The sequence below is a fragment of the Photobacterium pectinilyticum genome (genome assembly GCF_024357955.1).
GTDB classification, from domain to species: Bacteria; Pseudomonadota; Gammaproteobacteria; order Enterobacterales; family Vibrionaceae; genus Photobacterium; species Photobacterium pectinilyticum.
Genome location: NZ_JANEYT010000014.1, coordinates 40,179 through 67,172 on the forward strand (window position 1 = coordinate 40,179; position 26,994 = coordinate 67,172).

24 protein-coding genes are annotated in these 26,994 nt (G+C 45.7%); 17 read left to right on the forward strand and 7 right to left on the reverse strand.

Translation table 11 applies throughout. The features are described from left to right. Nucleotides 1-26: 26 nt before the first annotated feature. Genes NHN17_RS08385 through NHN17_RS08395 form a run of 3 tightly spaced genes read left to right on the forward strand, consistent with a single transcriptional unit; the run spans nucleotide 27 to nucleotide 3,187 of the window. Nucleotides 27-1,301 carry an amino acid ABC transporter permease gene (locus tag NHN17_RS08385; protein WP_255041831.1) on the forward strand — a complete coding sequence of 425 codons (1,275 nt, stop codon included), beginning with the start codon at nucleotides 27-29 and terminating at the stop codon, nucleotides 1,299-1,301. Between the two features lies 1 nt (nucleotide 1,302). Next, nucleotides 1,303-2,400, forward strand: coding sequence for an amino acid ABC transporter permease (locus tag NHN17_RS08390; RefSeq protein WP_255041832.1), 1,098 nt, complete (start codon nucleotides 1,303-1,305; stop codon nucleotides 2,398-2,400). 19 nt (nucleotides 2,401-2,419) lie between these two features. Then, nucleotides 2,420-3,187, forward strand: a complete 768-nt coding sequence (locus NHN17_RS08395; RefSeq protein ID WP_255041833.1) for an amino acid ABC transporter ATP-binding protein — start codon at nucleotides 2,420-2,422, stop codon at nucleotides 3,185-3,187. 98 nt (nucleotides 3,188-3,285) lie between these two features. On the opposite strand, the gene NHN17_RS08400 is transcribed toward NHN17_RS08395, so the two are convergent. Next, nucleotides 3,286-3,903: a hypothetical protein gene (locus NHN17_RS08400; protein WP_255041834.1), complete on the reverse strand. Its 618-nt coding sequence runs from the start codon at nucleotides 3,901-3,903 to the stop codon at nucleotides 3,286-3,288. Between the two features lie 493 nt (nucleotides 3,904-4,396). Here NHN17_RS08400 and NHN17_RS08405 point away from each other — a divergent pair, with 493 nt between their 5' ends. The 3 genes from NHN17_RS08405 (at nucleotide 4,397) to NHN17_RS08415 (ending at nucleotide 8,751) form a co-directional block, all read left to right on the forward strand. Continuing rightward, nucleotides 4,397-5,017, forward strand: a complete 621-nt coding sequence (locus NHN17_RS08405; protein ID WP_255041835.1) for an NAD(P)H-dependent oxidoreductase — start codon at nucleotides 4,397-4,399, stop codon at nucleotides 5,015-5,017. 2 nt (nucleotides 5,018-5,019) lie between these two features. Further along, a complete protein-coding gene (locus tag NHN17_RS08410) occupies nucleotides 5,020-6,954 on the forward strand; it encodes a monovalent cation:proton antiporter-2 (CPA2) family protein (RefSeq protein ID WP_255041836.1) in 1,935 nt (644 codons plus the stop codon). Nucleotides 6,955-7,542: 588 nt separating this feature from the next. Next, entirely contained in the window at nucleotides 7,543-8,751 is a 1,209-nt protein-coding gene (locus NHN17_RS08415) for a NupC/NupG family nucleoside CNT transporter (protein ID WP_255041837.1), read from the forward strand. Nucleotides 8,752-9,487: 736 nt separating this feature from the next. Here NHN17_RS08415 and NHN17_RS08420 read toward each other — a convergent pair. Continuing rightward, nucleotides 9,488-10,369 carry an NAD(P)-dependent oxidoreductase gene (locus NHN17_RS08420; RefSeq protein ID WP_255041838.1) on the reverse strand — a complete coding sequence of 294 codons (882 nt, stop codon included), beginning with the start codon at nucleotides 10,367-10,369 and terminating at the stop codon, nucleotides 9,488-9,490. Nucleotides 10,370-10,680: 311 nt separating this feature from the next. Between NHN17_RS08420 and NHN17_RS08425 the strand changes: the two genes are divergently transcribed. The 5 genes from NHN17_RS08425 to NHN17_RS08445 all read left to right on the forward strand — a co-directional run bounded on the left by NHN17_RS08425 (nucleotide 10,681) and on the right by NHN17_RS08445 (nucleotide 16,011). Further along, the gene (locus NHN17_RS08425; protein ID WP_255041839.1) at nucleotides 10,681-11,214 is read left to right on the forward strand and encodes a hypothetical protein; all 534 of its coding nucleotides are present in this window, start codon (nucleotides 10,681-10,683) and stop codon (nucleotides 11,212-11,214) included. 250 nt (nucleotides 11,215-11,464) lie between these two features. After that, the gene (gene secD / locus NHN17_RS08430; protein ID WP_255041840.1) at nucleotides 11,465-13,285 is read left to right on the forward strand and encodes a protein translocase subunit SecD; all 1,821 of its coding nucleotides are present in this window, start codon (nucleotides 11,465-11,467) and stop codon (nucleotides 13,283-13,285) included. Between the two features lies 1 nt (nucleotide 13,286). Further along, on the forward strand, nucleotides 13,287-14,183 hold the full coding sequence (gene secF, locus NHN17_RS08435; protein WP_255041841.1) for a protein translocase subunit SecF: 897 nt from the start codon (nucleotides 13,287-13,289) through the stop codon (nucleotides 14,181-14,183). A 155-nt stretch (nucleotides 14,184-14,338) separates the two neighbouring features. Then, nucleotides 14,339-15,526: a cystathionine beta-lyase gene (locus tag NHN17_RS08440; protein WP_255041842.1), complete on the forward strand. Its 1,188-nt coding sequence runs from the start codon at nucleotides 14,339-14,341 to the stop codon at nucleotides 15,524-15,526. A 137-nt stretch (nucleotides 15,527-15,663) separates the two neighbouring features. Beyond that, nucleotides 15,664-16,011, forward strand: coding sequence for a hypothetical protein (locus NHN17_RS08445; RefSeq protein WP_255041844.1), 348 nt, complete (start codon nucleotides 15,664-15,666; stop codon nucleotides 16,009-16,011). Between the two features lie 193 nt (nucleotides 16,012-16,204). Here the strand turns inward: NHN17_RS08445 and NHN17_RS08450 are convergent, their stop codons facing one another. After that, nucleotides 16,205-16,486 carry a hypothetical protein gene (locus NHN17_RS08450; RefSeq protein ID WP_255041845.1) on the reverse strand — a complete coding sequence of 94 codons (282 nt, stop codon included), beginning with the start codon at nucleotides 16,484-16,486 and terminating at the stop codon, nucleotides 16,205-16,207. A 366-nt stretch (nucleotides 16,487-16,852) separates the two neighbouring features. On the opposite strand from NHN17_RS08450, the gene NHN17_RS08455 reads away from it, so the two are divergent. The 5 genes from NHN17_RS08455 (at nucleotide 16,853) to NHN17_RS08475 (ending at nucleotide 21,292) form a co-directional block, all read left to right on the forward strand. Continuing rightward, entirely contained in the window at nucleotides 16,853-17,446 is a 594-nt protein-coding gene (locus NHN17_RS08455) for a DNA-3-methyladenine glycosylase I (protein ID WP_255041846.1), read from the forward strand. 112 nt (nucleotides 17,447-17,558) lie between these two features. Continuing rightward, the gene (locus tag NHN17_RS08460; RefSeq protein WP_255041847.1) at nucleotides 17,559-18,482 is read left to right on the forward strand and encodes a cation diffusion facilitator family transporter; all 924 of its coding nucleotides are present in this window, start codon (nucleotides 17,559-17,561) and stop codon (nucleotides 18,480-18,482) included. A 151-nt stretch (nucleotides 18,483-18,633) separates the two neighbouring features. Beyond that, complete coding sequence (locus tag NHN17_RS08465) at nucleotides 18,634-19,020, forward strand: hypothetical protein (RefSeq protein ID WP_255041849.1); 387 nt, start codon at nucleotides 18,634-18,636, stop codon at nucleotides 19,018-19,020. Between the two features lie 290 nt (nucleotides 19,021-19,310). Further along, on the forward strand, nucleotides 19,311-20,645 hold the full coding sequence (astB, locus tag NHN17_RS08470; protein WP_255041850.1) for an N-succinylarginine dihydrolase: 1,335 nt from the start codon (nucleotides 19,311-19,313) through the stop codon (nucleotides 20,643-20,645). A 125-nt stretch (nucleotides 20,646-20,770) separates the two neighbouring features. Next, the gene (locus NHN17_RS08475; RefSeq protein WP_255041852.1) at nucleotides 20,771-21,292 is read left to right on the forward strand and encodes a DUF2058 domain-containing protein; all 522 of its coding nucleotides are present in this window, start codon (nucleotides 20,771-20,773) and stop codon (nucleotides 21,290-21,292) included. A 114-nt stretch (nucleotides 21,293-21,406) separates the two neighbouring features. Here NHN17_RS08475 and NHN17_RS08480 read toward each other — a convergent pair whose 3' ends face one another. Together NHN17_RS08480 and NHN17_RS08485 are read right to left on the reverse strand one after the other, a co-directional pair. Beyond that, nucleotides 21,407-22,324, reverse strand: coding sequence for an alpha/beta fold hydrolase (locus NHN17_RS08480; protein WP_255041854.1), 918 nt, complete (start codon nucleotides 22,322-22,324; stop codon nucleotides 21,407-21,409). Further along, nucleotides 22,275-23,246, reverse strand: a complete 972-nt coding sequence (locus NHN17_RS08485; protein WP_255041855.1) for a LysR family transcriptional regulator — start codon at nucleotides 23,244-23,246, stop codon at nucleotides 22,275-22,277. Before NHN17_RS08485 ends, NHN17_RS08480 begins: the two co-directional genes overlap by 50 nt. Nucleotides 23,247-23,531: 285 nt before the next feature. Here NHN17_RS08485 and fabG point away from each other — a divergent pair, with 285 nt between their 5' ends. Then, the gene (gene fabG, locus NHN17_RS08490; RefSeq protein ID WP_255041857.1) at nucleotides 23,532-24,266 is read left to right on the forward strand and encodes a 3-oxoacyl-ACP reductase FabG; all 735 of its coding nucleotides are present in this window, start codon (nucleotides 23,532-23,534) and stop codon (nucleotides 24,264-24,266) included. Between the two features lie 750 nt (nucleotides 24,267-25,016). On the opposite strand, the gene NHN17_RS08495 is transcribed toward fabG, so the two are convergent. After that, entirely contained in the window at nucleotides 25,017-26,021 is a 1,005-nt protein-coding gene (locus tag NHN17_RS08495; RefSeq protein ID WP_255041859.1) for a substrate-binding domain-containing protein, read from the reverse strand. A gap of 44 nt (nucleotides 26,022-26,065) precedes the next feature. After that, the gene (gene rbsK / locus NHN17_RS08500; RefSeq protein WP_255041861.1) at nucleotides 26,066-26,986 is read right to left on the reverse strand and encodes a ribokinase; all 921 of its coding nucleotides are present in this window, start codon (nucleotides 26,984-26,986) and stop codon (nucleotides 26,066-26,068) included. Nucleotides 26,987-26,994: the final 8 nt, after the last annotated feature.

Here is a 26,994-nt window from a genome sequence, read left to right on the forward strand (position 1 = left end):
TTTAACTGAGTGGTAAAGGTGCATTGATGTCTATTAGTGATTTAGAGTTGGATTCGCGGCTTGGTCCTGAGCCAAAGACCGCCCGTCATAGAGGTGCTGCTGCTCCATCTGCTGATGAACCCTCGCAAGTTCCATTAACCTCTGGATTAAAGCGGCTGCTGTATAACCCGACAGCGAGAGCCATTTTCTTTCAGATACTGTTATTAGCTGGGATGGGCTTTTTGGGGTATGGCGCTATCAATAACGCGCTAGTGAATCTGGAGCAACGAGGGATTGCTACCGGGTTTGACTTTTTGGGGCAAACGGCGGGCTTTGGAATTGGGATGTCGTTGATCTCATATGATGAGACTCATACATATGGTGCGACTTTCATAGTTGGTTTACTCAATACCGCTTTGGTTGCTGCGCTGGGAGTTGCCTTGGCTACGGTACTGGGCTTTATAATTGGGATAGCGCGCCTGTCGAAAAATTGGCTACTGAGTCGGGTTGCCGCTGTTTACATTGAAGTTTTTCGTAACATTCCATTGTTATTGCAGATCTTGTTTTGGTACACCGTCGTTTTGCAAGCATTGCCTTCACCGCGCAATAGTTTATCTTTCGCCGATTCTGTCTTTTTAAATGTTCGCGGTTTGTTCTTTCCTGCACTGGAGTTCCATTCTGGTGCAGTGTGGGTTGGTATATCAGTGATCGCGGGCTTGTTGGGTGTGGTGGCGATACACATCGCGAGCCATCGAAGGCAGTACAATACGGGGCACCCTCTTCCTGCATGGCGATTAAGTGCATTAGTCATGGTAGTACTGCCAGTGCTGGCTTTTTTCTTTGCCGGCAAGCCAATCGGCATTGAATATCCTGAGTTGAAAGGTTTCAACTTCCGAGGCGGCATTGATGTCATGCCTGAATTGTTTGCTTTGCTTATTGCGCTGTCTATTTATACTGCAGCTTTTATCGCAGAAATTGTTCGCTCTGGGATCATGGCGGTTAATAAGGGGCAAACTGAAGCTGCAAGTGCATTGGGTTTACCATCAACGAAAGTGCTCAAGTTGGTGGTGATCCCACAGGCAATGAGAGTCATCATTCCTCCCCTTACCAGCCAGTATTTGAACTTGGTGAAGAACTCTTCATTAGCAATGGCGATTGGTTATCCCGATCTCGTTTCGGTATTTGCCGGGACAACGCTGAACCAAACCGGGCAGGCGATTGAGATCATCACGATGACCATGGCGGTTTACCTGACGTTTAGCTTGTTAACTTCACTGTTGATGAATATCTATAACCGTAAAATGGCCTTGGTGGAGAGATAATATGAAAGTTTTTCATTTTTCGCCGTCTGAAGCACCGCCATCGAAGATGATCGGCATTTCGGCATGGCTTAGGGAGAATTTGTTCTCTTCAGCATTAAATACCCTTATCACAGGTGTTATTGCCGGTGGTACATTTATCGCATTGGCGAGCATTATCCAATGGGCACTTCTTGATGCCGACTGGGTTGGGGTTAGCCGTGAAGATTGTAGTCGCGATGGCGCATGCTGGGTATTTGTTCAGGCTCGATTCCAACAGTTTATGTTTGGGTTTTATCCGAGCGAAGAGATATGGCGACCAGTGACATTTATGCTGGGACTGCTAGGTATCATTGCTGGGATGTTGTTGGGCAAGGGCTCAGTCAAAAAATGGCTACTGGTGGTCTCTGTATCCGTGCTTCCCGTTTTGTCTGTGGCTTTGTTGTACGGAGGTGTGGTTGGTATACCTGTGGTTGAAACACACTTATGGGGCGGCTTGCTCATTACTTTAGTCATTGCCCTAACTGGTATTGTGGTCTCATTACCGCTTGGCGTTGTGTTAGCACTTGGTCGCCGATCACAGATGCCAATTGTGCGCAGCTTTAGTACGGTTTATATCGAGTTTTGGCGTGGTGTTCCTTTGATCACCGTATTGTTCATGGCATCGGTCATGTTGCCGCTGTTCTTATCTGGCGGGACAGAAATAGACAAACTAGTAAGGGCATTGATTGGTGTGGTGTTGTTTAATGCCGCATATATGGCTGAAGCGATTCGCGGGGGCTTGCAATCGATACCAAAAGGGCAGTTCGAGGCGGCTGAAGCGCTTGGCCTGAGTTATTGGAAATCGATGAGGCTGATCATTTTGCCGCAGGCACTGAAGATCAGTATTCCTTCTATCGTGAATACCTTTATTGCCCTGTTGAAAGATACCAGTCTGGTTTTGATTATCGGTATGTTTGATGTCCTTGGCATTGCCCAGTCGGCAAACAGTGATCCGGCATGGCTTGGCTTTTCTACCGAGAGTTTCGTTTTTGCAGCTTTGGTGTTTTGGATTATGTGTTTCGGTATGTCTCGATACAGTATTTACCTGGAAGGTAAGCTAAACACGGAACACCGACATTAACTTGTACAAGGAAGTTTATATGTTTACAAAAACCGTTTATCAGTCAGTGCCGGAAGACTCTGTGATCCGCCTGCAGAAAGTTAATAAGTGGTACGGTGAATTTCATGTTCTAAAAGATATTGATTTAAATGTGAAAAAAGGTGAAAAAATTGTCATTTGTGGGCCATCCGGTTCGGGTAAGTCAACGATGATTCGGTGTATTAACCATCTAGAAGATCACCAGCGTGGCCAAATTATGGTGGCGGGGACAGAGCTTACCGACGATCTGAAGAACATAGAACTGGTGCGTCGGGAAGTCGGGATGTGTTTTCAGCATTTTAATCTGTTTCCACATTTGACTGTGCTGGAAAACTGCACGCTATCACCGATTTGGGTGAAGAAAATGCCTCAGCAAGAGGCGGAAGCTCTCGCGATGGAATACCTAAAGCGTGTAAGAATCGCAGACCAAGCACACAAGTTTCCTGGACAGTTATCGGGTGGACAGCAACAGCGTGTTGCGATAGCCCGATCTTTGACTATGCAACCACAGGTGATGTTATTCGATGAACCCACGTCGGCGTTGGACCCTGAGATGGTAAGGGAAGTGCTCGATGTCATGGTGGAGTTGGCCTCAGAGGGTATGACAATGATCTGCGTTACCCATGAGATGGGTTTTGCCCGAGAGGTGGCAGATAGGGTGATATTTATGGATGCAGGTGAAATCATTGAGCAGAACGAGCCAGAAGCCTTTTTTAGTGCTCCGCAGTTTGATCGAACTCAAGCGTTCTTGCAGCAAATTATTCATTAATCAAACTATTCATTACAAGCAATACATGTGATAACCGGTAACTTCTGTTTCAACCTCCTTTGGCGTCCGACTGGGCGCCTTTTTTTTAGTTTGTGGCGCTACTGGAATATGAACCCTTCAATTTGAGCATGCTCTGGGGTACGGTTAATCGCTATACCACCAAGGTGAACATTTCCTTTCACAACAAGGAATTCAGGCAGTTCGGTTATGCTTGAGTTGGCGAGGTAAAGATCGCCGCCAACATAAAGGTGTGCAGGGAGCTTAGTCAGTGTTGTGCCCATCAGGCTGAGATCGCCATGTACCTGTAATCCTTCATTGATCGCGGCAATATTCGAGTGGGCAAGGTTAAGGTAGCCACCAATGCGGATTTGAGCGGGTAAATATTCGATGTGGCTATACGCAAGGTTCAAGTTTCCCTTTACCGCTAGAGTATTGGGAAGCTGGCGTATCTGGCTGTTTTCGAGATTAAGGTCTCCCTTAACAACCAAGGGATCCGGTAACGCGATCTCGGCAGAGTTGCGTAGTGAGATGTTGCCGTAAGTATCTGTATGGTTGAGGAGTTGCTGGGGAATTAGGGGTGAATTAGCGGTGCTTTGGCTAAGTGGAAGCAAGGCCAATAGAAGCCATATTGCTGTGCTCCTAAAGGTAGATGATTTTTCATTAATGACTTTTCGGGATAACGCTTTCCATGAGGTACTTGATGAACGTCCTTTCATAACCAGGGCCTTGGGCTTCCTTCTGCTCTAATATGGTGCGCCGTGCACGCTTAGCAATCACTTAACGGCTAAAAATCAATGCATTGTAGTGGAAATGTACTCCAATAAAAATGGTGATTACTAGCCCAAACCGCCATATTTCAAGCCCAAGAGGTCGAAATTCCTTACATTTAAATAAAACAGTCTTAATTTGAAAAGTTGGCATATCCATTGCTTTATTAATTATACGTTTCGGGCAACAAGCAAGGTATCTATACCTCCCCTAGGGCATCGCGCCCTTTCCTTGGATACCGAGCTTGGAAACGATGTAAGCAATTAGCACACAACTTCCTTTTGGGCGCTCTTCCAGGCGCCCTTTTTTTATTTGTCAGTCTACACTTAATGCCAAAGAGGTATCGCGGCTAGGCTATTGTCTTATCGCGACTTTGTGACATTTTTGTGGGACACGGCTTATCCGTCGCTTGTCGTTATGATTCCCGGAGTGTGGAGCTTTATGTCAGGGACCAAGAACAAAGTACTTATTCTTTTCGCCCATCCATCTATTAATCGTTCTGAGATAAATTGGCCTTTATTCCGATCCTCCCAGGGTATCGGTGGCGTGACAGCGGTTGATCTCTACCAAGAATACCCAACCTTCCATATCAATATCGATCGGGAGCAGCAGCGACTCCGAGAGCATGACATTGTGGTGTTCATGTTTCCTATGTATTGGTATTCAACTCCCGCAATTTTAAAAGAGTGGCAGGATTTGGTATTGGAATATGGTTTTGCCTACGGTGAGGACGGAACCGCACTGCAGGGTAAGAAATTTTTGTGTGCGCTCACCGCTGGTGGGCCAGCAAATGCTTACTGCGAAGATGGCTTCAACCACTACACCCTCCGCGAGTTACTGCATCCTCTGGAACAAACCGCAGTGTTAACAGGCATGCACTATATTGCACCCTATGCATTGTTCGGTGCTCGGACGGCTGCAGAGGAAAAGCGGGTAGGGAAGCATATTGAAGGCTGGCAGCGATTGCTGCTGGCATTGCGGGATGACCGGATTGACTTTGAGCAGGCAGGTGCGGTAACCAAGCTCAACGACCACCTCGATGTGCTGATTAGGGAGGGGTAGGCATGACCATCTATTTTATTCAGGCATTTATTTACCTGTGTGCGGCCGTGGTTGCCGTTCCTATTGCTAAACGTCTTGGCCTGGGCTCGGTATTAGGTTACCTGATTGCTGGTGTCGTCATCGGTCCTGTGGTGGGCTTGGTGGGTGAAGAAACCTTGGCCATTCAGCATTTTGCCGAGTTTGGTGTAGTTATGATGCTGTTTCTGGTCGGGTTGGAATTAGAACCCAGAATGTTATGGGACATGCGCCATCGATTAATGGGTTTGGGGGGGCTACAAGTCGGATTAACGACCTTGATTGTGATGGCGATAGCGATGTTCTTTGGGCTAGGCTGGACTATGGCGTTGGCGATAGGTTTGATCTTCTCTCTGTCATCAACCGCGATTGTCTTGCAGACCTTCAACGAAAAAGGGTTAGCCAAAACCGAAGGAGGTAGGAATGCTTTCTCTGTCTTGTTGTTCCAAGATATTGCGGTTATTCCTATGCTGGCTTTGATCCCCTTGTTGGCACTGCCTGAACTGGTGGAAAAAGCTCAGCAATTGGTGCATAAAGCGGCTGAACATCATGAGGAGCTAAGTCTCGTTGAAGGGCTGCCTGGTTGGGGTTATGCGTTGGTTGTTGTCGGTGCTATTTGTGCTGTGGTAGTGGGAGGGCACTTCCTTAGCCGGCCATTATTCCGTTTTGTTGCTAGTGCGGGTCTCAGAGAGATCTTCACAGCTTCCGCGCTGATGCTTGTTATTGGTATCGCAGCTTTGATGAGTTTGGTCGGGTTGTCTCCTGCATTGGGCACCTTCTTGGCTGGCGTTGTGTTGGCAAACAGTGAATTTCGCCATGAACTTGAGTCGAACATAGAACCGTTCAAGGGGCTGTTGCTCGGTTTGTTTTTTATTACCGTCGGTGCTGGCATAGACTTTTCGGTGTTGATGAGCAATGTGGGTTTGGTGCTGGGTATTACCTTGGGGGTTATGCTGATTAAAGCAGCGGTGCTATTTTCCCTCGCGTTGATTTTTAAAGTAAAGGGAAGTGATCGCTATTTGCTGACATTGAGCTTGGCTCAGGCGGGTGAATTTGGATTTGTGTTACTGAGTTATTCAATGCAAAACCATGTACTGCCTGCAGGCATTGCACAGATATTGTCCCTGGTCGTCGCCATTTCCATGCTCCTGACTCCAGGCTTGTTCATTTTCTTCGATAAAGTGGTAGTGCCGAAATTTGTAGAGCAGAGCAATGAGCGAGAAGCGGATAAAATTGATGAAACCGGGACGGTGATCATCGCAGGGATTGGTCGTTTTGGGCAAATTATTAACCGTTTGTTGGTCGCTAACGGGATCAAAACCGTTGTTCTCGATCATGAAGCTGGCCAGATAGATAATATGCGGGCCATCAAAATCAAAAGCTATTATGGGGATGCGACGCGCCCTGATTTACTGCATACCGCTGGTATTGAAGAGGCAAAACTGTTGGTGATTGCCATTGATGATCAAGAGCGTGCGGTAGAGCTTACAGAGTATGTGAAGCATAGCTACCCCCATGTTCGTATTTTAGCGAGGGCTTATGATCGGGGCCATCACTACGCACTTCGCTTTGCCGGTGCTGACTTTATTATCAGTGAAACCTACCACTCCGCATTGACGATGGGGACTCAAGCTCTGAAAGATTTGGGAGTTCACCCATTTAGAGCCGAGAAGTTGCGGCAAACCTTTGTTGAGACGGAAGCCAGAAGTAAAGAAGTGCTGTACCAAGCTTGGAAGGACAATACTGAGGAAAGCAAATTCAATGCAACGTATCGTGATCTGTTTATACAACTAGAGGAAGTACTCAGCAACGAAATGAAAACAGACCGGCATCATAAGCATGCTTCATCCGAGCGGGGGTGGACACCGCCACCAAAAGACTACATCAATATCATCGCGAAAATGCAAAAAGAGCAAGATTAATCTCTATTGAGATGACAAGTTTGAACCTAGGCGTAGCTGAGTAAACCTATTTCTTGGCTGCGCTTTTAAGCAATTACCAGAATAAAAAGCAGAAATACAGCGTCAAAAAATTAGTAATCGTTTGCTTTTCTATATACGAAATTGACAGTTGGAAATCTTTTCTTACGTTTGACGAGTTTTTGCTCAATCAAGCCGAGTTCACAAAAAAAACACCCTTTCGGGTTTTTAATGTGATTTATATCTCTATATACTCCGCTTCCGGCCAGAACCATAGCGTTCAGCCACCTATACCTAACAAAGTCATAACTCGAATTATCAGCGAGACTATTACTTAGTTTGGTATTAACAAGCTGTCACCATGGACATGTGAATGACCCACGGAGTTGGACCGGCATTACTTAGCTTGTTAATTAGGTGATTTGTATGTTTTACAAATGGACGGGCAATTCCACATTTTTTGAGCAATCTTGTTCAGGACCTTCCATGTTTAGCTTTCTCTCCGAAGGCGATGTCCCCATTGGTATTGCAGACAGTAACACCTTCATTTTTCGACTTTCCAACACATAGTCAAAGCAACAGGACGAAATAATGCAGTTGTTAATTAGTTTGGCCGGTATTTTGGTACTGGTATTGTGCGCGTACGCGCTTTCTGAAAACCGTAGTGCAATCAATTGGCGCACGGTTGGTGGGGCATTGTTGTTACAGGCCTGCTTTGCCGCTTTGGTCTTGTATATTCCTATTGGGCAAAAGCTGCTGGGAGCAATGAGTAATGGTGTTGCTAGCGTATTGGGTTTTGCCGATGAAGGGATCAAGTTCCTGTTTGGTGATCTAGCGACTTCCGGTTTTATCTTTGCTGTTCGCGTCCTTCCGCTTGTTATTTTTATTAGTGCTCTTATTTCCCTTCTCTATTACCTTGGCGTGATGCAATGGATCATCAAAGTGATCGGTGGTGGTATTCAGCGTGCGTTGGGTACAAGCCGTGCTGAATCTTTGGTTGCTACAGGTAATATTTTCCTATCACAAGGTGAATCCCCACTGTTGGTGAAACCATTCCTGCCTCAAATGACACGCTCAGAACTGTTCGCAGTAATGACAGGTGGTATGGCATCGGTTGCCGGCAGTGTTCTCGGCGGTTACGCAGGTTTGGGTGTGGATCTGAAGTACCTAATTGCTGCAAGCTTTATGGCTGCGCCAGGTAGCTTGATGATGGCTAAATTGCTGGTACCAGAGCAGAGTGTCGCGGTTGAGCAAACTGATATTGAAATGGCGAAAAGTGATCACAGTAATGCGATTGATGCTCTAGCTGCAGGGGCCATGAACGGTATGAAAGTGGCTGTGGCTATCGGTACTATGTTGATTGCTTTTGTTAGCGTGATTGCAATGGCTAACGCGGGTCTAGAAACCGTAGGTTCTTGGGTAGGCTTCGAGCACCTAACCTTGCAAGGTATGCTTGGATACCTATTCGCACCGCTAGCGTTCGTCATTGGTGTGCCTGCGTCTGAAATGCTTCAGGCTGGTGCGTTCATTGGCCAGAAAATGATTCTGAATGAGTTTGTTGCTTTCCTCGATTTCGTCAGCATCAAAGAAACATTATCTCAGAACAGCCAGGTGATTATTACTTTTGCCCTGTGTGGTTTTGCCAACATAGGTTCAATCGCTATTCAGATTGGCTCTATTGGTGTAATGGCCCCAGAGCGTCGTGGTGATGTTGCGAACCTGGGTATTAAAGCAGTATTAGCTGCAACACTAGCCAACTTGATGAGTGCTGCTTTGGCGGGGATTTTCATTAGCCTTTAAAGACTAATACCAACCTGGATAAGTAGTTGATCAAATATTTATGTAGGTTGGTATAAATGACGAGTTATCGTTATAAAAACCTCTTTCATTGAAAGAGGTTTTTTTGGGTCATATACCAAAACTACCTTAGGTGATTGAGTCTTAGTTTAGTCACGGCTTAAGTACTTCTGGCGATAAGAAGAAGCTTGGCTGAACAAGGTGACCATGATGCCAACGAAAATTAACCCTAACCCAAAAGTCATCCTTTCATTAGCGAGCAATTGGTAACAACAAAAAGCAAAAAGAAGAAATGTTGATGTTACGCTGAATATGTGGATATGTGGTCTTTTCATAGACAAGTAAGCATAAGCTTTAATCATGTGGTTAGAGTTGATGTATATTGTTGATGTTAATATTAACAGCGGAATTTCAATTAACAATAAATATGCGTATTAAGTATTATTTATTGTTAATTGGTAACTTTAAATTTTTTTCGCTATAGTTGGATAATATATTTATATCGATGAGTTGATGAAATCTATTTCCATTTTCCCAAGTTAAAACTGGTTGTATTTGCCCTTAATCATATCCCCTGTCGTCTTGTATCTGTTGCCATGCTAGGGACCCAATCAGCCTGCACATCTGAGTCCCTAAGCAGAGGCTGGTTAGTAGCCTATGCTTTTGTTGGTATTTATGCCCTAGAAACTGGGGAATAAATCACTTGAAAACGTTCATCAAGAAAAGTATTTGCTGTGTATTAGCGCTTATCGTTATCGAACTGTTTGATAAGCACGGAGGTATCGGCACGCTGGTAGCCACGGGCTTGTAGTTCAGCATATTTTTGGTCAACTTGTTTGGCGATAGGAAGTTCAACCCCAAGTTTCTCCGCGGTTTCAAAGCAGATACTCAGGTCTTTACGCATCCAGTCAATGGCAAAGCCGAAGTCGAATGTATCTTCTGCCATGGTTTGAGCGCGATTTTCCAATTGCCAAGATCCTGCTGCACCGTGCTTGAGTACTTCTGTCATCTGCTCGATATCAAGCCCTGCAGATTTCGCTAATGTAATCGCTTCTGATAACCCTTGCAGAATACCGGTAATACAAAGCTGGTTAGCCATTTTGGTCACTTGGCCGTAGCCGATCCCACCCATCAAGGTGGTGGCTTTAGCAAAACTACCCATAATAGGTTTTGCTTGTTCAAATACCTTGCTATCTCCGCCAACCATGACGGTAAGACAACCATTTACAGCGCCAGCCTCACCACCGGAAACTGGCGCATCAAGGAAGTTAAGCTGGCAATCCACGGCTTTTTCAGCAATTTCTTTAGCAACCTCTGCAGAGGCGGTGGTGTTATCAATGAGCACCGCTCCCGGTTTTGCTGATGCAAGGATGCCATCATCACCACAGTATACTTGGCGTAAATCATCATCATTACCAACGCAGGTAAAGACAAAGTCAGCCCCTTCAGCCGCCTCAGCAGGCGTTAGGGCGTAGCTGCCAGCATAAGTCTCGACCCATTTTTCTGCTTTGGCTGTGGTACGGTTGTATACGGTCACATGGTGGCCAGCATTGGCGAGGTGGCCAGCCATCGGGAAGCCCATGGTGCCCAGTCCGATAAATGCAATTTTATGTGATGTCATGATTTGCTTCCCTTAACATAAGCGCTACTGAGTAACGGTAAAAATGGATAGTGAATATGTGGTTTTTAACTATCTTGGCAATAGGTTAACACGGCCTAATGATTTGCTTCGATATATAGCACAGATGAGCTTGTCAAAAAATAACTAAAAAAATGTAGGCAAACGCATTCTTTTCTTGTGAATCACTGGCTCGGACCCTATGATGCGGAAAGTTATTCTGTAATGGCTGTTTTATGCTAGTTTCTGTGCTGAGAGTTTTGATGTTGATAGTGTGTTTGGGATTTGTATGGCCTAGCCATGCAGGCTCAGTCATGCCTGTATCAAGTGTGACAGCAGGACTACAGCATAATGTTTATAGCGGTGTCGACAGTGCTTTCACTCGTTATATGCCGATGCTCTTTTCACAACAATTGGCTCAGTCCGCTTCTTTTGATCGCTTTTTTGCTACAGCAAGCCAGAACTTACATCTTCAGGCTTCTCAAACAGAGCTCAATGCGCTGTTTAAATTGGATCAGACTGACTTCGTTGATGCGATAGACGTTCACAGCAGCTCCCAATCGAATAACAATCAACACTCCAAGCATGACCGCAGTCTTGACCTCGCTATTGTTAGTTCTAATCGTTTTGCCAGCTTGTTGCGCCATGATCCAGAAGAGGTTGAACCTGCTTATCAATTGGCGATTGAGTTGCCTATCGAACCTGTCCCGAGTTTTGCCAAGGACTACCGCGTCGATATGCAGCCAGCGCTAGATTGGGCCCTGAACACTTCCCCCCCTTCAGGCCGGATTTCCGGTTGGAAGGAATCTAACTTGCTCTATACGGTTTACCACCACCGCCTCTCATAGACATAGCCTGTCATCGATCTATTCCTGCCTTGTAAAAGTAGGACTATAAAACCTTGCTTGTTATTACTTTGCTCTGAGTATTGCTTCGCTTTAGGTATTGCTACTTGTGTATTGATACTGCGCGTCTTTAGCTCATGGCTACAAAGTGTTTAACGAGTAGGGCGATTCAGACTGTTTTCAATTTGATTGAAACAGCAGTGAGTTGTGCCTCTGTCGACATGGGGGTGCAACAAAAACAGTGGTAAAAAATATGAGAAAGAAAGCCCCTCAACGTTTGTTGAACCATTACCCCGCTTGGAAATATGTTGTCCTTCTCGTCACCTTGGTGGTGATGATGCTCAGTGCAATCCCGACGTGGTACGGTGAAGATGCTGCCGTGCAAGTTTCTGCCAAAGGCGTGCCCGTGCCTGATGTTGTTCAACTGCAAAACACATTGAAGCAGTATGATATTGCAGTTAAGCGTATTGATCAGCAGCCAGATAGTACGTTGGTTGTGCTTGCCGACGATTCACAGCAAACCCAAGCCCGTAAAGTTCTGTCGGAGAAAATGGGACCTAAAAGTGATTCGCAATTAACATTGGCCATGACACCTGCAGCACCTGCATGGTTGCAGGATATGGGCTTTGCGCCTATCAAGCTTGGTTTGGACCTTCGTGGCGGTGTTCAATTCTTGTTAGATGTAGATATGAATCAGGTGTATCAAGCACAGGGCGAATTGCTTCAAGATGAATTGCGTCAGGAGTTTCGCACGCAAGGCATTCGAAATACCCGAATTGAAGCAGTGGCTTCAGATACCTTGGCCGTGCGTCTACCTAATGGCGAAGCCAATGGTAAAGTTCGCCAGTTTATCCGTAATAACTACCCTCAATGGCAAGTAACCAATGATGCTGGCCATGGCGTTAAGTTGGCTCTGAGAGCGGATGAGCAAACACAGCTTCGTAACCTAACGGTTCAACAAAACTTGCAAACCATGCGTAGCCGAATTGAAGAGCTGGGGATCACCGAAGCCTTGGTGCAGCGCCAAGGTGAAAACCGGATTCGAATCGAACTGCCTGGTGTTCAAGACCCCGCGGCAGCCAAAAGTGTTATCGGTGCAACAGCCAGCTTGGCTTTCTATCCGGTTCGAGAACTGGGTAGTGGTAGCACAATGATCATCAATGATGAGGATGGACAGCCTGTACGCGTAGCGCGTAAGCCTATTTTGAGTGGTGACCATATCGTTGATGCTCGTGCCAGTTTTGGTGAGATGGGTATGGCCGAAGTGAACATCAACCTTGATAGTGCTGGCGGCAAGATTATGTCTGACTTTTCACGCCAGAACATCGGCAAGCCAATGGCCACCGCTTTTAGCGAGTACAGCCGGAACAGCGAAGGCAATGCGGTACAAGAGAACAAGATCATCAGTGTGGCGACGATCCAAAGCCAATTGGGTAATCGCTTTAGAATTACCGGCGCTGGCTCAATGCAAGATGCGCAAGAGTTGGCGCTGTTACTGCGTGCAGGTTCACTAACAGCACCTGTGACAATTGTTGAAGAGCGCACGATTGGTCCAACACTGGGGGCAGAGAATATTCAAAATGGTTTTGCGGCATTGGCATTGGGTTTGGGTCTGACATTGATCTTTATGGCTTTGTGGTACCGACGCCTTGGCTGGGTAGCGAATGTCGCACTGGTCTCCAATATGGTGATGCTGTTTGGTCTGCTTGCTATGATCCCTGGGGCGGTACTGACACTGCCGGGGATTGCTGGCTTGGTGTTGACTGTCGGTATGGCGGTAGATACTAACGTACTTATTTTCGAACGTATTCGCGACAAGCTAAGAGAAGGCCGTAGTTTAGCTCAAGCAATCGACCGGGGCTTTAGCAGTGCCTTCAGTACGATTTTCGATGCTAACTTTACCACCATGATCACAGCGGTTGTTCTCTATGCAATTGGTAATGGTCCTATTCAAGGGTTCGCCTTGACATTGGGGCTGGGACTGATGACCAGTATGTTTACCGGTATTTTTGCTTCTCGCGCCATTATTAATGTGGTGTGGGGTCGTGATGCTCGTCGTGAGGTGCGAATTTAATATGTTTATCACTATGACAAATGCAACAAAATGGCGTCACGTTACGAGTGTCATTTCTATTATTTTACTGATTGGTTCCATAGTGGCTATTTCGGTCAAAGGTTTGAACTGGGGATTAGATTTTACCGGTGGTATTGTCACTGAAGTTCAAACCAACAGTGCGTTAACTAGCCATGAAATCGATCAACTGCTGGACGATAAACTGGGTCAGGATGTCAGCGTGATTGCGGCCGGTGAGCCGGGACGCTGGGTATTACGCTATGCGATTCCACAGCACGGTGAAGCGCCGGATATTGCCGCTGCACTGCATACTATTGATTCACAAGTACAGGTGCTAAATACCAGCATTGTAGGTCCACAAGTGGGGCAGGAATTGGCAGAGCAGGGTGGATTGGCACTGTTGGTCGCTGTGCTGTGTATTCTCGGTTACCTGAGTTACCGTTTTGAATGGCGTTTGGCGTCGGGTTCAGTCTTTGCTCTGGCGCACGACGTAATTTTTGTTCTGGGTTTCTTTGCACTGACTCAGATGGAATTCAATTTGACGGTGCTGGCAGCTGTGATGGCTATTTTGGGTTACTCGCTGAATGACTCAATCATCATTGCAGACCGTATTCGCGAGTTGTTGATTTCGAAACCGAATCAAGTGATTGAAGATATCAACAATGAAGCGATAGCGGCGACGATTTCCCGTACGATGATCACATCCGGTACGACTTTGCTGACAGTTGGCTCTTTATGGTTATTGGGTGGCGGTCCTCTTGAAGGGTTTGCCATCGCGATGTTTATCGGCATTCTGACGGGGACTTGGTCTTCAGTCTCTGTGGGCACAGCGCTACCTGAGTTATTTAAGCTGGATTCTTCACACTATAAGTTGCAGCCTGTTTCACAAGAGCCATAAGGCGGCAGCTGTATATACGGCTGCTTTATAGAGTTAAAAGGGCCTTCGTGCCCTTTTTTGTTGTCTTTTTTTCATGGCTACCCATTTAGCGTCCAACTGTGATAACGTCAAATGAATGGAGACTAGCGCCGAGAATGAAAGGAAAGAGACACAACATGGGAAAGAAATCATTAGAGACCAAGATCGTTACTGCTGGGCGTTCTGCAAAGTGGACACAGTCGCTGGTTAATCCACCTGTTAGCCGAGCTTCGACCATAGTGTTTGAGTCGGTGAAAGAGATGAAGCAGGCAACGGCTAACAGAAAGAACCAAGCCCTGTTTTATGGCCGCCGCGGTACCAACACTCACTTTGCTTTTCAAGATGCCATGGTTGAGTTAGAAGGCGGTGTAGGCTGTGCCGTGTACCCTTGTGGGACGGCAGCGATTACCAGCGCTATTCTGTCGTTCGTTAAAGCAGGAGATCACATCTTGATGGTCGACGGTGTTTACGAACCGACCCGTGATTTCTGTGATAAAATCCTCGATAAGATGGGCGTGGAAACCACGTATTACGATCCAATGATTGGTGAGGGGATCCGTGACCTTATCAAGCCGAATACAACAGTATTGTTCCTTGAGTCACCTTGTTCAATCACCATGGAAGTTCAAGATGTTCCGACTTTGTCTCGTATTGCCCATGAATATGATTTGGTTGTGATGCTAGATAATACGTGGGCGTCACCAATTAACTTCCAGCCTTTTGATCATGGTGTTGATATCTCGATTCAGGCTGCAACCAAATATATTGTGGGGCATTCTGATGTCATGCTGGGGACTGCAGTCGCTAATGAACGCTGTTGGGCACAGTTACAAGAAAACAGTTACCTGCTTGGTCAATGTACCTCTGCGGATGATATCTACCTTGCCATGCGAGGACTTCGTACTCTAGGCGTACGTTTGAAGCAGCATGAGCAGAATAGCCTTAAAGTTGCACAGTGGTTGGCAGAGCGCGAAGAAGTTGATCATGTGCGCCATCCGGCTTTTGAAAGCTGTGAAGGGCACGAATTTTTTAAGCGTGACTTTAAAGGGTGTAACGGTCTGTTTTCTGTTGTGTTGAACCGCGGTAATTCCGAGGCGCTGACGGCATTGCTCGATGGTATGGAGCATTTCAGCATGGGCTACTCTTGGGGTGGCTTTGAGAGCTTGATCCTCGCGAACGAAAATATTAATTCGCTACGCACGGTTGCCAAGAAAGATTTTGCAGGCCCGTTATTGCGATTGCATATTGGCTTGGAGTCGGCAGACGATCTGATCGCTGATCTAGAACGCGGATTTGAGCGTTTGAATGCGGTATTGAACAAGTAATCAGCTAATCCGCACTTAACCTGTTCTAATGATAAGGCCAGCAATGCTGGCTTTTATCTGAATTAATTATCTTTCTGAGCATCAGTGTGTGTAGGTTTTAGCTACTATTTACTAAACGCCATACTAGAGGGGTCGTTATGAAAAAGACAGGGTATTGGGCTGCTATTGTCATATTTCCAATGACAATGCTGGGTTGTTCAAGCTCAGATCTGGAAAACTATCAGCTTTTTCCAGATGATTATGTTTACGATGTGCCTTACGACAGTCTCTACCATTATGGCTATAACCAAGGTTGTGACAGTGCGCTGGGCATTACCGGCAATTATGGGAAAGTTTTTGGTAAGGATGAAACCCTGGATGGTAGTGACACAAAATTTAACCAAGGCTGGGATGAAGGTAACAAAGCCTGTCAGTCTGGTAGACGAGTGCTAATGCAGACATCCTTTATCAATCCTTATCAGAGTTTTAGATACAGTTATGAGTGATACCAACCTACATAAATACTCGATCAACTACTTATCCAGATTGGTATGACAGAAAGCGGATGTGGCTGCTGTAAAGCCATAAAAAAACAGACCGTAAAGGTCTGTTTTTGGTTAAGTCACTATCACTTTGTGTTGAAGATTGACCTAGCCAGGTATCGTTCTTAATCGTTAGTCACAAAATGCTATGGCTTATTTAGTTTTGTCTTGTCAGTAATTGTACTTGGCCGTCTCGGAACGAAACAGGCACGGCGGCATGCACCTCGGGCAGTAATAAAAATGCATCGTCATCCGATTCATTATTCATTTCTACCACAATTTGTAGGTACTTGTTCAACGCACGCTGAAGAGCCGGGGTTGAAATCTTATTACCTTGCTTGCCAAACTGACTATATTGACCTTTACTGGAGTAAACCCAAACATTAAATGGGTTATCTCCTTTTTCTAGTTGCTCGATAAAATCGGCGATATTTCTCATAAAAGTCCTTTTCCCTAATCAATAGCTGTGTATTGACTTCCCCATTATGGAACTAAGTTGTTAGTTTTCAATTTGAATTACACAGCTCATCTAGGTTTATGTGATGCTGGTTTCATAAAATTGAAAATTACATGTATGTATGAGAATTAAATTCACTTTTCCGGTCACATCAACCCTTAATAGTCGATAAACTCATCAGTAAGTGTTGTCAGAATAATTCCCCAGGAGAATATTAGCAAGGGGGTTAACGACCAAAACTACCCCTTTTGGGGTGCTCGTGACAAATTGCTTTCATGTTCAGATAGTTGGCGAAATATCATTGTTGTAACTAAATTTTACTATTAAAAATTTAACAAAATGTAAGGAATGGCTGTGGAAAAGAGTGTATGTGCATGGGCTATGAAGCAGCCTATTGAACGGGAATATCATGACCAAGAGTGGGGGCGGGTAAATAAATCAGATACATATTTATTCGAGTTCCTGACACTTGAAGGTGCACAAGCTGGGCTGAGCTGGTACACCATTTTAAAACGCCGAGAAGCATACAGGGCTGCTTTCGACAATTATGATATCGAAAAGTTAGCTTCATATGAGGATGATCACATAGAGGCGATTATTGCCAGCTACGATATCATCAAGCACCGAGGGAAAATTAGCTCGGTATTTAATAACGCCCGGGCTGCCCAGCGGCTAATTTATGAGTATGGCAGTTTAGCAAATGCATTGTGGCAATTTGTCGATCACCAGCCAGTTATTAATCACTGGCAAACCATGGCCGATATTCCGGCTTTCACTGAAACCTCCAAAGAAATGAGTCGCTTTCTCAAAAAGAAAGGTTTTAAGTTTGTGGGTGAGACGACTTGTTATGCTTTCATGCAAGCCGTTGGAATGGTCAATGATCATTTAGTGACTTGTTATTACCATTCAGAGGTAATGAATAAGTCAGACCTATCGAAGTAATAGGGCTAATGAACTGGTTTGTCAGTGGGATGACTCGTAGTATATTCTATTCACGTTACCCCTTGCACTTTGAAGTGGTGAGGGTGCTTTAACCTTATTAGAAGTTGGAACAATGGCTGAAAACCCGGTAAAAGTAATCCATCGAGCAACCTGGATAGGCTCCATCGCTAACGTTAGTTTGGCGGTATTAAAGATAACGGTAGGCAAAATTACGGGCAGTCAGGCGTTGGTTGCCGATGGTGTCCACAGTTTTTCGGATCTTATCACCGATACGGCTATCTTGATTGGATCACGTTACTGGACAGCTCCAGCCGATAAAGGCCACCCTTATGGCCATGGTCGTTTCGAAACCTTTACCAATATATTTATTGGTATTCTACTGCTGATTGTCGGTATAGGTATTGGTTGGGACTCCCTCTCGGCATTAGGGCATGAAACAACCGCTATTCCTGGAATGCTGGCCTTTTGGGCCGCATTGGCCTCGATTGTGGTAAAAGAAGTGCTTTACCGTTGGACCGTTATCCAAGCCAAGAAGATCAAGAGTCGTTCTCTGCATGCTAATGCTTGGCACCACCGTAGTGATGCCTTGAGTTCTTTACCTGTTGCTATCGCGGTCGTGGCGAATTTTGTGTTCCCTGATCTGCATTACCTCGATCAAGTTGCAGCGCTGATCGTAACGGCGATGATCTTCAAAGCGGCGATTGAAATTTTATGGCCGGCTATTATGGAGTTGACCGAGGCACAGGTTGATGAAGATATAGAAGTAAAAGTACAAGGTTATGCTGGCGAGGTACCTCAGATAAAAGAAGTGCATGCTATCCGTAGTCGACGTACGGGCAGTACTATTTTGTTGGACTTTCATATGCTAGTCGATCCAGACATGCGCGTTGAAGATGCTCACACCATCAGCGAAAAATTCAAAGCGCATATCTTGGCGCAAATCGATGAACTGGTTGATGTTGTTATTCACATTGAACCTTATACCTGTGCTGAGCGGGTGATAAACCCGTGCTGTGAAGATAAGCGCTGTGATTAACGGCCTTGTTGAAGATTGTGACAAAAAAGTTAAAATTCTCAATATTGAGAAGGCGTGACAGTAACGCGTTTAGCTATCTTCTAAAAGTGATCCAGAAAAATTACCTAGCAGCAATGATGTTGCTAGGTATGGTCATAAAAGGAGAAGCGACATGCCGTTAATTAGAATTAAGTCTTTGCCTTTTGCTCAAGAAGTCAATATTCCGGCCACCTTGGGTGTGCTCTCAAAAGCCGTTTCAGAAACTAGCGATATCGATTTAAAGCATGTCATGGCAACATGGGATTACCTTTCTCCTCATCATTATGCCCATAACGGCAAAGTGGTTGACTGCCAGCCAGATAAAACACACCCACTGCTCGTTCATCTCATCGCCCCTAACTTCAATACCGAAACGCAAATTGCCACTATGTTGGAAGTCATTGCCAATACCTTGGCTGACGTCTTGCCAGTATCTAAGGAAAACATCTTTATTAACTTTTCCCCGGCTTACAGTGATGGAATTTATGATGCTGGACATGTCGTTGAGTGGGATGATTAAACGTACTTCATGATGATCTAACGCACAGTTTAATAAGATGCCTGCTTGTTTTGAGCTGGCTTTTGTTGAGCATAAAATGCGTAAATATGTGTTGTCCCCAGTAATCTTCGGCTCAATCCCCCCTTGCTACACGTAATAGAGACGGCAGTAAACGTTTACAGGTGCATAGTCATGCCTAAAAAAATCATTTCTATCTTATCAGCGATTAAAGGTAGCTGGTTGTGCCAAGCTTGTTGTAAATGTAGCGACTTTGTTATTGTGTAACTGTGGTAATCAAACATGGAATATCTATGAGCGCAGTTGAAGCAAATTTCGATGGCCTAGTTGGTCCAACTCACAACTACAGTGGGTTGTCTTTTGGTAATGTCGCCTCGGCGAGGAGCCAAGCTACTCCCTCTAGCCCTAAACAAGCAGCCTTGCAGGGATTAGCTAAGATGAAGGCACTGTCTGATATAGGAATGGTGCAAGGTGTGCTCGCCCCACAGGAAAGACCTGATATAGCGACGTTACGTCGACTGGGCTTTACTGGTAGTGATCAGTCGGTGCTGGCCGCAGCTGCGAAGCAGGCGCCGAAAGTATTGGCGGCTTGTTGTTCAGCATCAAGCATGTGGACGGCTAACGCAGCAACCGTCTCGCCTTCGGCAGATACCAAAGATGGCAAGGTCCACTTTACACCAGCGAATTTAATCAATAAATTCCATCGCTCTATCGAGCATGAGGTGACTGGGCGGATATTAAAAGCCACTTTCGCTGACGATAACCATTTTGTTCACCACCCAGCCTTACCGAGTATTGAGCACTTTGGTGATGAAGGTGCCGCTAACCACACCCGTTTCTGTCTCACCTATGATCAGCAAGGGGTAGAATTCTTCGTCTTTGGTCGTTATGCCTTTGACAGCCGTTATCCTGAGCCAAAGAAATTCCCTGCCCGGCATACTTTTGAAGCGTGCGAAGCGGTGGCAAGGTTGCACCAGCTGGAGAATGACAAGGTCGTGATTGCCCAGCAGAACCCGGATGTGATTGATCAAGGTGTGTTTCATAACGATGTTATCGCTGTCGGTAACCGCAATGTCCTTTTTTGTCATGAGCAGGCCTTTTTGAATCAGCAGGCGGTTTATGACGAGCTTGATCTAAAACTATCGGGTGAAATGCGCATTATCGAAGTACCAACAAAGAGTGTATCAATAGAAGATGCAGTGACCAGTTACCTGTTTAACTCGCAGTTGATCACTATGCCTAACGGTGACAATGTGTTGATTTTGCCTGAAGAATGCCGAAACAATCCGAGGGTGTGGGCATACCTAGACCAGTTATTAGCCAACAAGCAGGGTATCGATGATATTAAAATCTTCGACCTGAAACAAAGTATGGCGAACGGTGGGGGACCTGCATGCTTGAGATTGCGCGTCGCGCTAAAACAGGATGAATTGGCCGCTGTTAACCCCAATACAATGATGTCCGATGTTTTATATAAGCAGTTATGCCAATGGGTAGAACACCATTACCGCGATCAATTGGCTGAAGCGGATTTGGCGGATCCGTCCTTGTTGGTGGAATCACGCACTGCGCTTGATGAGCTCACACAGATTCTTCATATAGGCTCTGTTTATCCTTTTCAGCGTTAATATTCTGACTTGTGGCGCGATTGTGCCGCTTATCTTGCTTATAGTGGACAACACAAGGTTGACGAGATTCAGGCGACAAAGGGATAATAGGGAGATTAAAATTTTATGCCCGTGACGGAGTCGAAATGGCGAAACTATCCCTTCAAGAGCAGATGCTAAAAGCTGGACTCATTGATAAGAAAAAACTAAAGAAAGCGGGCAAACAGTCCAAAAAATCACGTACTCTTCGCAATGAAGCTAAAGCCGCTGTGGAAGCTAACAAGGCTGCACAGCTGGAGCAGGATCAAGAGCTGAATCGTCAAAAGCAGGCAGAGGCTGACAAGAAAGCGATCACATCTCAAGTCAAACAGTTGATTGAAATGAACAAAATCGATATCGCAGACGGTGACATCGGTTATAACTTTACTGATGGCACGTTAGTGAAGAAGATTTACGTTAATAAGCAGACGCAAGATCAGCTTGTTAGCGGCCGTTTGGCGATTGCTCGTTACCTGGAGAGTTACGCAGTGATCCCTGGTGTCGTCGCTGATAAGATCAGCCAGCGGGATGAAGAAAGCATCATCGTGAATAATACGTCGTCTGAGCAAGAGATTGATGAAGATGACCCGTATGCTGATTTCCAGATCCCTGATGATCTTATGTGGTAATCCGCTACCCGTAACATTGTTAAAGCCCAGCAAATGCTGGGCTTTATGTTATCTGAACGTTTTATACCAACCGACATAAATACTTGATCAACTACTTATCCAGATTGGTATTACTTAACGATTGAGGAACTCGTCAATATAGTGGTAGGTCGTGTCGCAAGCCTTCGAAACGAGGTCTTCCAAATTCAGAAAAGCGTGTGTCATATTATCGAGGTGATGGTGCAGGTTATCGATCCCTAACATTGTTAATCGCTTGAGATACCGCTTTCCTTCATCTTGTATTGGATCAAAGCCCGCTGTTATAAGCAGGGTTGCAGGGTGGTTGCTGGGTAACGCCCCGAATAGTGGTGACGCTGTCTGGCGGTTATTTTCTTGCTGGAAGTATTGGTCAAAATACCATTGAATCTTTTCCGTCTCTAAGATGTACCCTTCGCGGTAATCAATTAAAGATCCACTAGATAATGTGTAATCGAGGCTTGGGTATATCAAGACTAATTGATTGATGGTATCTGGTTGACGTTGGGCAAGCGTTGCCGCCAATGCACCACCTGCAGAATCACCTGCAATAGATATCGTCGGCCGAAAGGATATATTCTGTGTCACCAGCGTATTTACTATCTCTTCAAGGCTCATAATGCAGTCAACGAGGCCTTTCGGGTAAGGATGCTCGGGAGAAAGCCGATAATCAATCGTGACAACGACGTGCTGGCTGTGATGTGCGAGGCGACGACTGATTGGATCGTAGACCTCAATACTGCCACACATGTGGCCGCCACCATGGAAGAATAATAATACCGGTAATTCATTACCCGGAGATGGGTGGTAAATTCGGCATGGAATTGCAGTTCCATGGATAAATGTATCAATAACTTGTTTTATGGTTATGGGGGCTGTGACAAACTGCTGTGTGATAGTCGACAGCCCTAGTCTTGCCATCTCAGGCGTGGGTGAAATCCCCAAGACTCTTGCTTGCGCTAGGGCATCATTGAATGATTTTAGCCATATCTGCAGGCTTGTTGGCATGTCGGCCATGCGAGTTTCCTTGTCGCTTTAGTCGTTCAATTTCGGGAACGCGTTCGATAAGATAATCTTTGAAATTGGCACAACGCGCGGGCATGTATTTTCGTGGCTTGAAGTAGAGGTTGAGCTCAAATTGGCTACTGACGTAATTTTCCAAAATTGGCTGTAAGGTTTTCCTGTCGAGTTCATTGGCAATTAAACTAAAGGGCAAATACGCAATTCCTCCACCATGTATGGCGATATTCTTGAGAATTTCACTGTCATCGGCCTCCACTGTCTGAGCTATCTCAACGGTGGAGTATTCGCCATTCGATTCGAAAATCCAACGATTACCACCAACCAATGTACTGGCATACAAGCAGCGATGGTGTTTGAGGTCATCGGGGACAATAGGTTTGCCGTTTTTTTTGATATATGCCGGCGAGCAGCATGCCATTAATGGCTCTCTCAGCAGTGAACGCTTAACCAACAGGCTATCTTTGTCCTGAAAACCACGATAGGTGGCGTTGGCTCGTATCGCAAAATCAACATCATGGACATGATCGACTTCGAAGGCTGTTTCTAGCACGATAAAGTTAATTGATGGGTGAAGCAGCAGGTACTCACCGATGATCTGACTCAGATAGTGCTTGGCAAAGAGCGGGGTACTGGCAATTTTGATGGTCCCTTTGTCCTCACTGCTCATGTTCTGGACTTCGTTGAACACATCGTCAATTTGGGTATACAACAAGCTGAATCGGTCGAACAGTCGTTGCCCGGCTTGAGTCGGGGTGATTTTGCGTGTTGTGCGCTTGAGTAAGCTAACCCCCATCTTTTCTTCCAACTCATTAAGCCACCGGCTGGCAGCGGAAGGGGAGATATTATTGTGCTTTGCCGCTTCGCTGATCGAACCTGTTCTCACTACGTGAAGAAAGAAGACAACCTTGTCCAACATAGTACATCCTAAAATTCATTTACCCTCATACAGTTATAGCAATAAAATGCAACAAAATGATGAATAAATACTCAGGGCGGCAATGATCACTGCATGTAGAAGAGGAAGACATAGCGTCATATTAGCAAAGCTGATTTGCATTAATGTGAGTAATATTTTTGGGTGAATCCTCTAAAATACCAGAATACAGTGAGTTGTGTTGCCCGTCACAACTGCAGGCACTCGCTAATACCAGTTACAACCGTTTTGATGTCAACAGTTTGGTATTCATATAGGGGAATTAAAATGCTAAATAACAAAGTGTGTATAGTGACAGGTGGTGCCCAAGGGATTGGTCGCTGCATTGTCGAAACCTTTGCTAAGAATGATGCAACTCAGGTGTATGCGTGTGATATGAACGCAGCTGCCATGACGGACTTAGAAGCCAAGTATCCTAACGTTACTGCCATTGAGCTGAATGTTTGTGATCGAGATAATATTGCGAATTTCGTTAATAAAGTGAAATCAGAGTACGGAAAGATTGATGTACTGGTCAACAATGCTGGTGTAACACGGGACAACCTGATTGAAAAAATGACAGAGGAAGATTGGGACTTGGTTTCCGATGTCAATTTAAAGGGAGTCTTCAATATGACCCAAGCCATTGCACCTGTGATGGTTGAAGGCGGGTCTGGTTCAATCATCACCATGTCCTCAGTGGTGGGGACTGACGGGAATATCGGTCAGTCCAACTACGCAGCAACCAAAGGTGGTGTGATTGCCATGACAAAAGGTTGGTCGAAGGAGTTTTCGCGCAAAGGTGCCCAAGTGAGGGCAAATTGTATAGCCCCTGGATTTATTGAAACACCAATGACCGTTGATTTACCGGAAAAAGTATTGGATCACATGAGGAATAAAACGCCATTAGGCCGTATGGGTAAACCGCAAGATATTGCCAATGGTGCTTTGTTCTTAGCAAGTGACAATTCGGCATTTATTACAGGTCAAACATTGAAAGTTGATGGCGGGCTAGTCATTTAAAGCGCTTCACTTTACTGGTTGGTAAAATCCCCTGCTGTCAAGTAGGGGATTTTTTTATGCGTGCCATTAAACCTTAGTACAGTGTTATTTCTTTGGTTCTTACTTGCGATCCTAAGTGGGGTGCTCTGTATACCCAAGCACTTTGACGTTACTTTGTCGCAGTATGTCAAAAGTGGTTGGAAAAAAAATCGTTCTCCCATTGAGTGGATAAGGAAGAACCTATTAAGCGAAGTTTAATCCAGTGTGTAATGCTATCTAGCATGATGTTGTCCTTTAGCCAGGGTACATCTGGCTGTTAGATTGAGACCCAAAGATATGTCACCGAAACTCAGCTTACAGTTGTACGCTGAATTGGGCGTTTGGTCAATGAAATAGTGTTCATAATTATGCCAAATTGTTAATGGCGTATGCTTAATATCAACCTACATAAATATTTGATCAGTCTTGCAGGTTAAAATCGCTGTTCTCTGCGTTAGATATTTTGTAATTAGAGCCACTAGTTACTGCAATATCTGCCTTGATAACAACGATTTTTCCAGAGCAAATACTTGATCAACTACTTATCCAGATTGGTATAACTCGTTTTGAGAAATACCACTAAGTGGTCAAATTATCTTATTTTAGGATGGGGTGGTTAAATTGATGGGGTTAAAACAAATAAAAGCCCTAATATATAGAGCTTTATATGTGTCAGGCTGTGATTATTGGTACAGATAGCCTTGGGCGAGAAGTCACTTGAGTTTAGATACTTTATGGAATGCGCTTCACGCTGTCGCGCTCAACCAGTGTTGGCTCTAGTTGGATCACCTTGTTGCTTTCATGTTTATTCTGGATCTTCTCGAGCAGGATATCGACCGCTTGTTGGCCCAATCGGTGCTTAGGTTGGTGGATGGTAGTCAGTGATGGGGTTATGTACTTCGCCAGCTTAATGTCGTCGTAGCCGACAATAGAGAGATCGTCGGGTACACGAATACCTTTTTTGCTGGCGGTGTTAATTACACCCATTGCCATCATGTCATTACACACAAAGAGTGCTGTTGGTAGCGGGCCTCTGGCCAATACGTCGTTAAAGGCAATTTCACCGCCCTCACATTCGAAGTTACCTGATGCAATCCATTGTTTATTGACGTCTAAACCGGCTTCTTCCATTGCCTGTGCATAACCGGACAAACGTTGTTGAGCGGTTAGCTTATCAAGTGGTCCAGTTAGGCAGCCAATCTGGGTATGGCCTTGCTCGATAAGATGCTTGGTGGCGAGGTAGCCGCCATGGTGCGAGTTATCTTGGATCTTGTCACTAGGGAAATCGATCGGACCCCAGTCCATGACCACTGTGGGTACAGGTTGGTGGCGGGAAAACAGCTCGAATGCCTGACCATCAACCTCGCTGCACATCAACAACAGTCCATCGACACGCTTTTGCAGCAGGATATCAAGGCTGTCTCGCATTCGGGAAAGATCACCCTCGGTGTTACAGAGGATCAGGTTATAGCCTTGTTCATAACAGCGACGCTCGACTCCCTTTACCACTTCACCAAAAAAAGGGTTAGTGGAAGTGGTGACTAACATGCCGAAAGTGCGGGTGTGGTTAACCTTCAGGCTTCGCGCTAACGCCGATGGGGCATAGTTCAGCTCTTTCACTGCCGCCATCACGCGCACAGAAATGTCTTCACTGACAAAGCGGGTTTTGTTCAGGACGTGGCTAACGGTGGAAGTCGAGACTCCTGCATGTTTTGCTACATCTTTGATTGTCGCCATAGGTTCTCCCTGAACCGTGCCACTGTGGGCACGGTATCAATTACTTACTGATGCTCAATAAGAGAGCGTTCCACTTCACGACGGTGCGGAATTGAAGTTTGAGCACCCATTCGGGTGACTGAAATTGCAGCAGCGGCATGGGCAAAGCGGATGGCATCGTCCATCGCTTTGTTTTCCTGCAGACCGGTCAGCAAGGCACCGTTGAAGGTATCACCGGCTGCGGTCGTGTCTTTGGCATCAACACGATAGCCTGGGACTTGACGGCTTTCGCCGTTTGCGCTGATCCACACTCCTTGGCTGCCCAAGGTGATCATGACCTGCTTGATGCCTTTGTCGTGAAGGGCATCGGCTGCATGTTGAGCGCTGGTGGTATCGGTTACCTTGATACCTGTCAGCAATTCCGCTTCAGTCTCATTAGGCGTAATCATATCAATATGTTGCAATAAGTCATCCGATAATGGCTGGGCAGGGGCTGGGTTGAGTACCACGCGGGTGCCTGCCTGTTTGGCCACTTTAGCCGCGGCTTCAATTGTTGCCATCGGTGTTTCTAGTTGCATTAATAGTGTATCGGCCTGTTTGATCAGGTTGTAGTGCGGTTCAATACGAGCAGGGCTCAGGCTGCCATTGGCTTCAGCGGAAATGGCGATGCTGTTCTCACCCGTTGCCGCGACCTGAATCATTGCAATGCCGGTTGGCATACCTTTCTCAATCATTACGCCATCGGTATTCATGCCTTCTTTGGCAAATGTTTCACGCATCTCATGGCCGAAGCTGTCATCACCGACACATGCGATAAAGGCAATATCAGCGCCTAGGCGAGCGGCTGCCACTGCTTGGTTCGCCCCTTTTCCACCAGGGATGACACAGTAGCTATGGCCATGCAGTGTTTCCCCCGGACGAGGGAAAGAGGCAACTTGCAAAACATGATCGGCGTTCACGCTGCCAAGAACGACTAATTTATTCATATTGGGAC

Bases quoted from the DNA above. Each gene is read 5' to 3' on its own strand.
- NHN17_RS08385 (WP_255041831.1), top strand. From the start codon at position 27: ATGTCTATTAGTGATTTAGAGTTGGATTCGCGGCTTGGTCCTGAGCCA.
- NHN17_RS08390 (WP_255041832.1), top strand. From the start codon at position 1,303: ATGAAAGTTTTTCATTTTTCGCCGTCTGAAGCACCGCCATCGAAGATG.
- NHN17_RS08395 (WP_255041833.1), top strand. From the start codon at position 2,420: ATGTTTACAAAAACCGTTTATCAGTCAGTGCCGGAAGACTCTGTGATC.
- NHN17_RS08400 (WP_255041834.1), bottom strand. From the start codon at position 3,903: ATGAAAGGACGTTCATCAAGTACCTCATGGAAAGCGTTATCCCGAAAA.
- NHN17_RS08405 (WP_255041835.1), top strand. From the start codon at position 4,397: ATGTCAGGGACCAAGAACAAAGTACTTATTCTTTTCGCCCATCCATCT.
- NHN17_RS08410 (WP_255041836.1), top strand. From the start codon at position 5,020: ATGACCATCTATTTTATTCAGGCATTTATTTACCTGTGTGCGGCCGTG.
- NHN17_RS08415 (WP_255041837.1), top strand. From the start codon at position 7,543: ATGCAGTTGTTAATTAGTTTGGCCGGTATTTTGGTACTGGTATTGTGC.
- NHN17_RS08420 (WP_255041838.1), bottom strand. From the start codon at position 10,369: ATGACATCACATAAAATTGCATTTATCGGACTGGGCACCATGGGCTTC.
- NHN17_RS08425 (WP_255041839.1), top strand. From the start codon at position 10,681: ATGCCTGTATCAAGTGTGACAGCAGGACTACAGCATAATGTTTATAGC.
- secD (WP_255041840.1), top strand. From the start codon at position 11,465: ATGAGAAAGAAAGCCCCTCAACGTTTGTTGAACCATTACCCCGCTTGG.
- secF (WP_255041841.1), top strand. From the start codon at position 13,287: ATGTTTATCACTATGACAAATGCAACAAAATGGCGTCACGTTACGAGT.
- NHN17_RS08440 (WP_255041842.1), top strand. From the start codon at position 14,339: ATGGGAAAGAAATCATTAGAGACCAAGATCGTTACTGCTGGGCGTTCT.
- NHN17_RS08445 (WP_255041844.1), top strand. From the start codon at position 15,664: ATGAAAAAGACAGGGTATTGGGCTGCTATTGTCATATTTCCAATGACA.
- NHN17_RS08450 (WP_255041845.1), bottom strand. From the start codon at position 16,486: ATGAGAAATATCGCCGATTTTATCGAGCAACTAGAAAAAGGAGATAAC.
- NHN17_RS08455 (WP_255041846.1), top strand. From the start codon at position 16,853: ATGGCTGTGGAAAAGAGTGTATGTGCATGGGCTATGAAGCAGCCTATT.
- NHN17_RS08460 (WP_255041847.1), top strand. From the start codon at position 17,559: ATGGCTGAAAACCCGGTAAAAGTAATCCATCGAGCAACCTGGATAGGC.
- NHN17_RS08465 (WP_255041849.1), top strand. From the start codon at position 18,634: ATGCCGTTAATTAGAATTAAGTCTTTGCCTTTTGCTCAAGAAGTCAAT.
- astB (WP_255041850.1), top strand. From the start codon at position 19,311: ATGAGCGCAGTTGAAGCAAATTTCGATGGCCTAGTTGGTCCAACTCAC.
- NHN17_RS08475 (WP_255041852.1), top strand. From the start codon at position 20,771: ATGGCGAAACTATCCCTTCAAGAGCAGATGCTAAAAGCTGGACTCATT.
- NHN17_RS08480 (WP_255041854.1), bottom strand. From the start codon at position 22,324: ATGGCCGACATGCCAACAAGCCTGCAGATATGGCTAAAATCATTCAAT.
- NHN17_RS08485 (WP_255041855.1), bottom strand. From the start codon at position 23,246: ATGTTGGACAAGGTTGTCTTCTTTCTTCACGTAGTGAGAACAGGTTCG.
- fabG (WP_255041857.1), top strand. From the start codon at position 23,532: ATGCTAAATAACAAAGTGTGTATAGTGACAGGTGGTGCCCAAGGGATT.
- NHN17_RS08495 (WP_255041859.1), bottom strand. From the start codon at position 26,021: ATGGCGACAATCAAAGATGTAGCAAAACATGCAGGAGTCTCGACTTCC.
- rbsK (WP_255041861.1), bottom strand. From the start codon at position 26,986: ATGAATAAATTAGTCGTTCTTGGCAGCGTGAACGCCGATCATGTTTTG.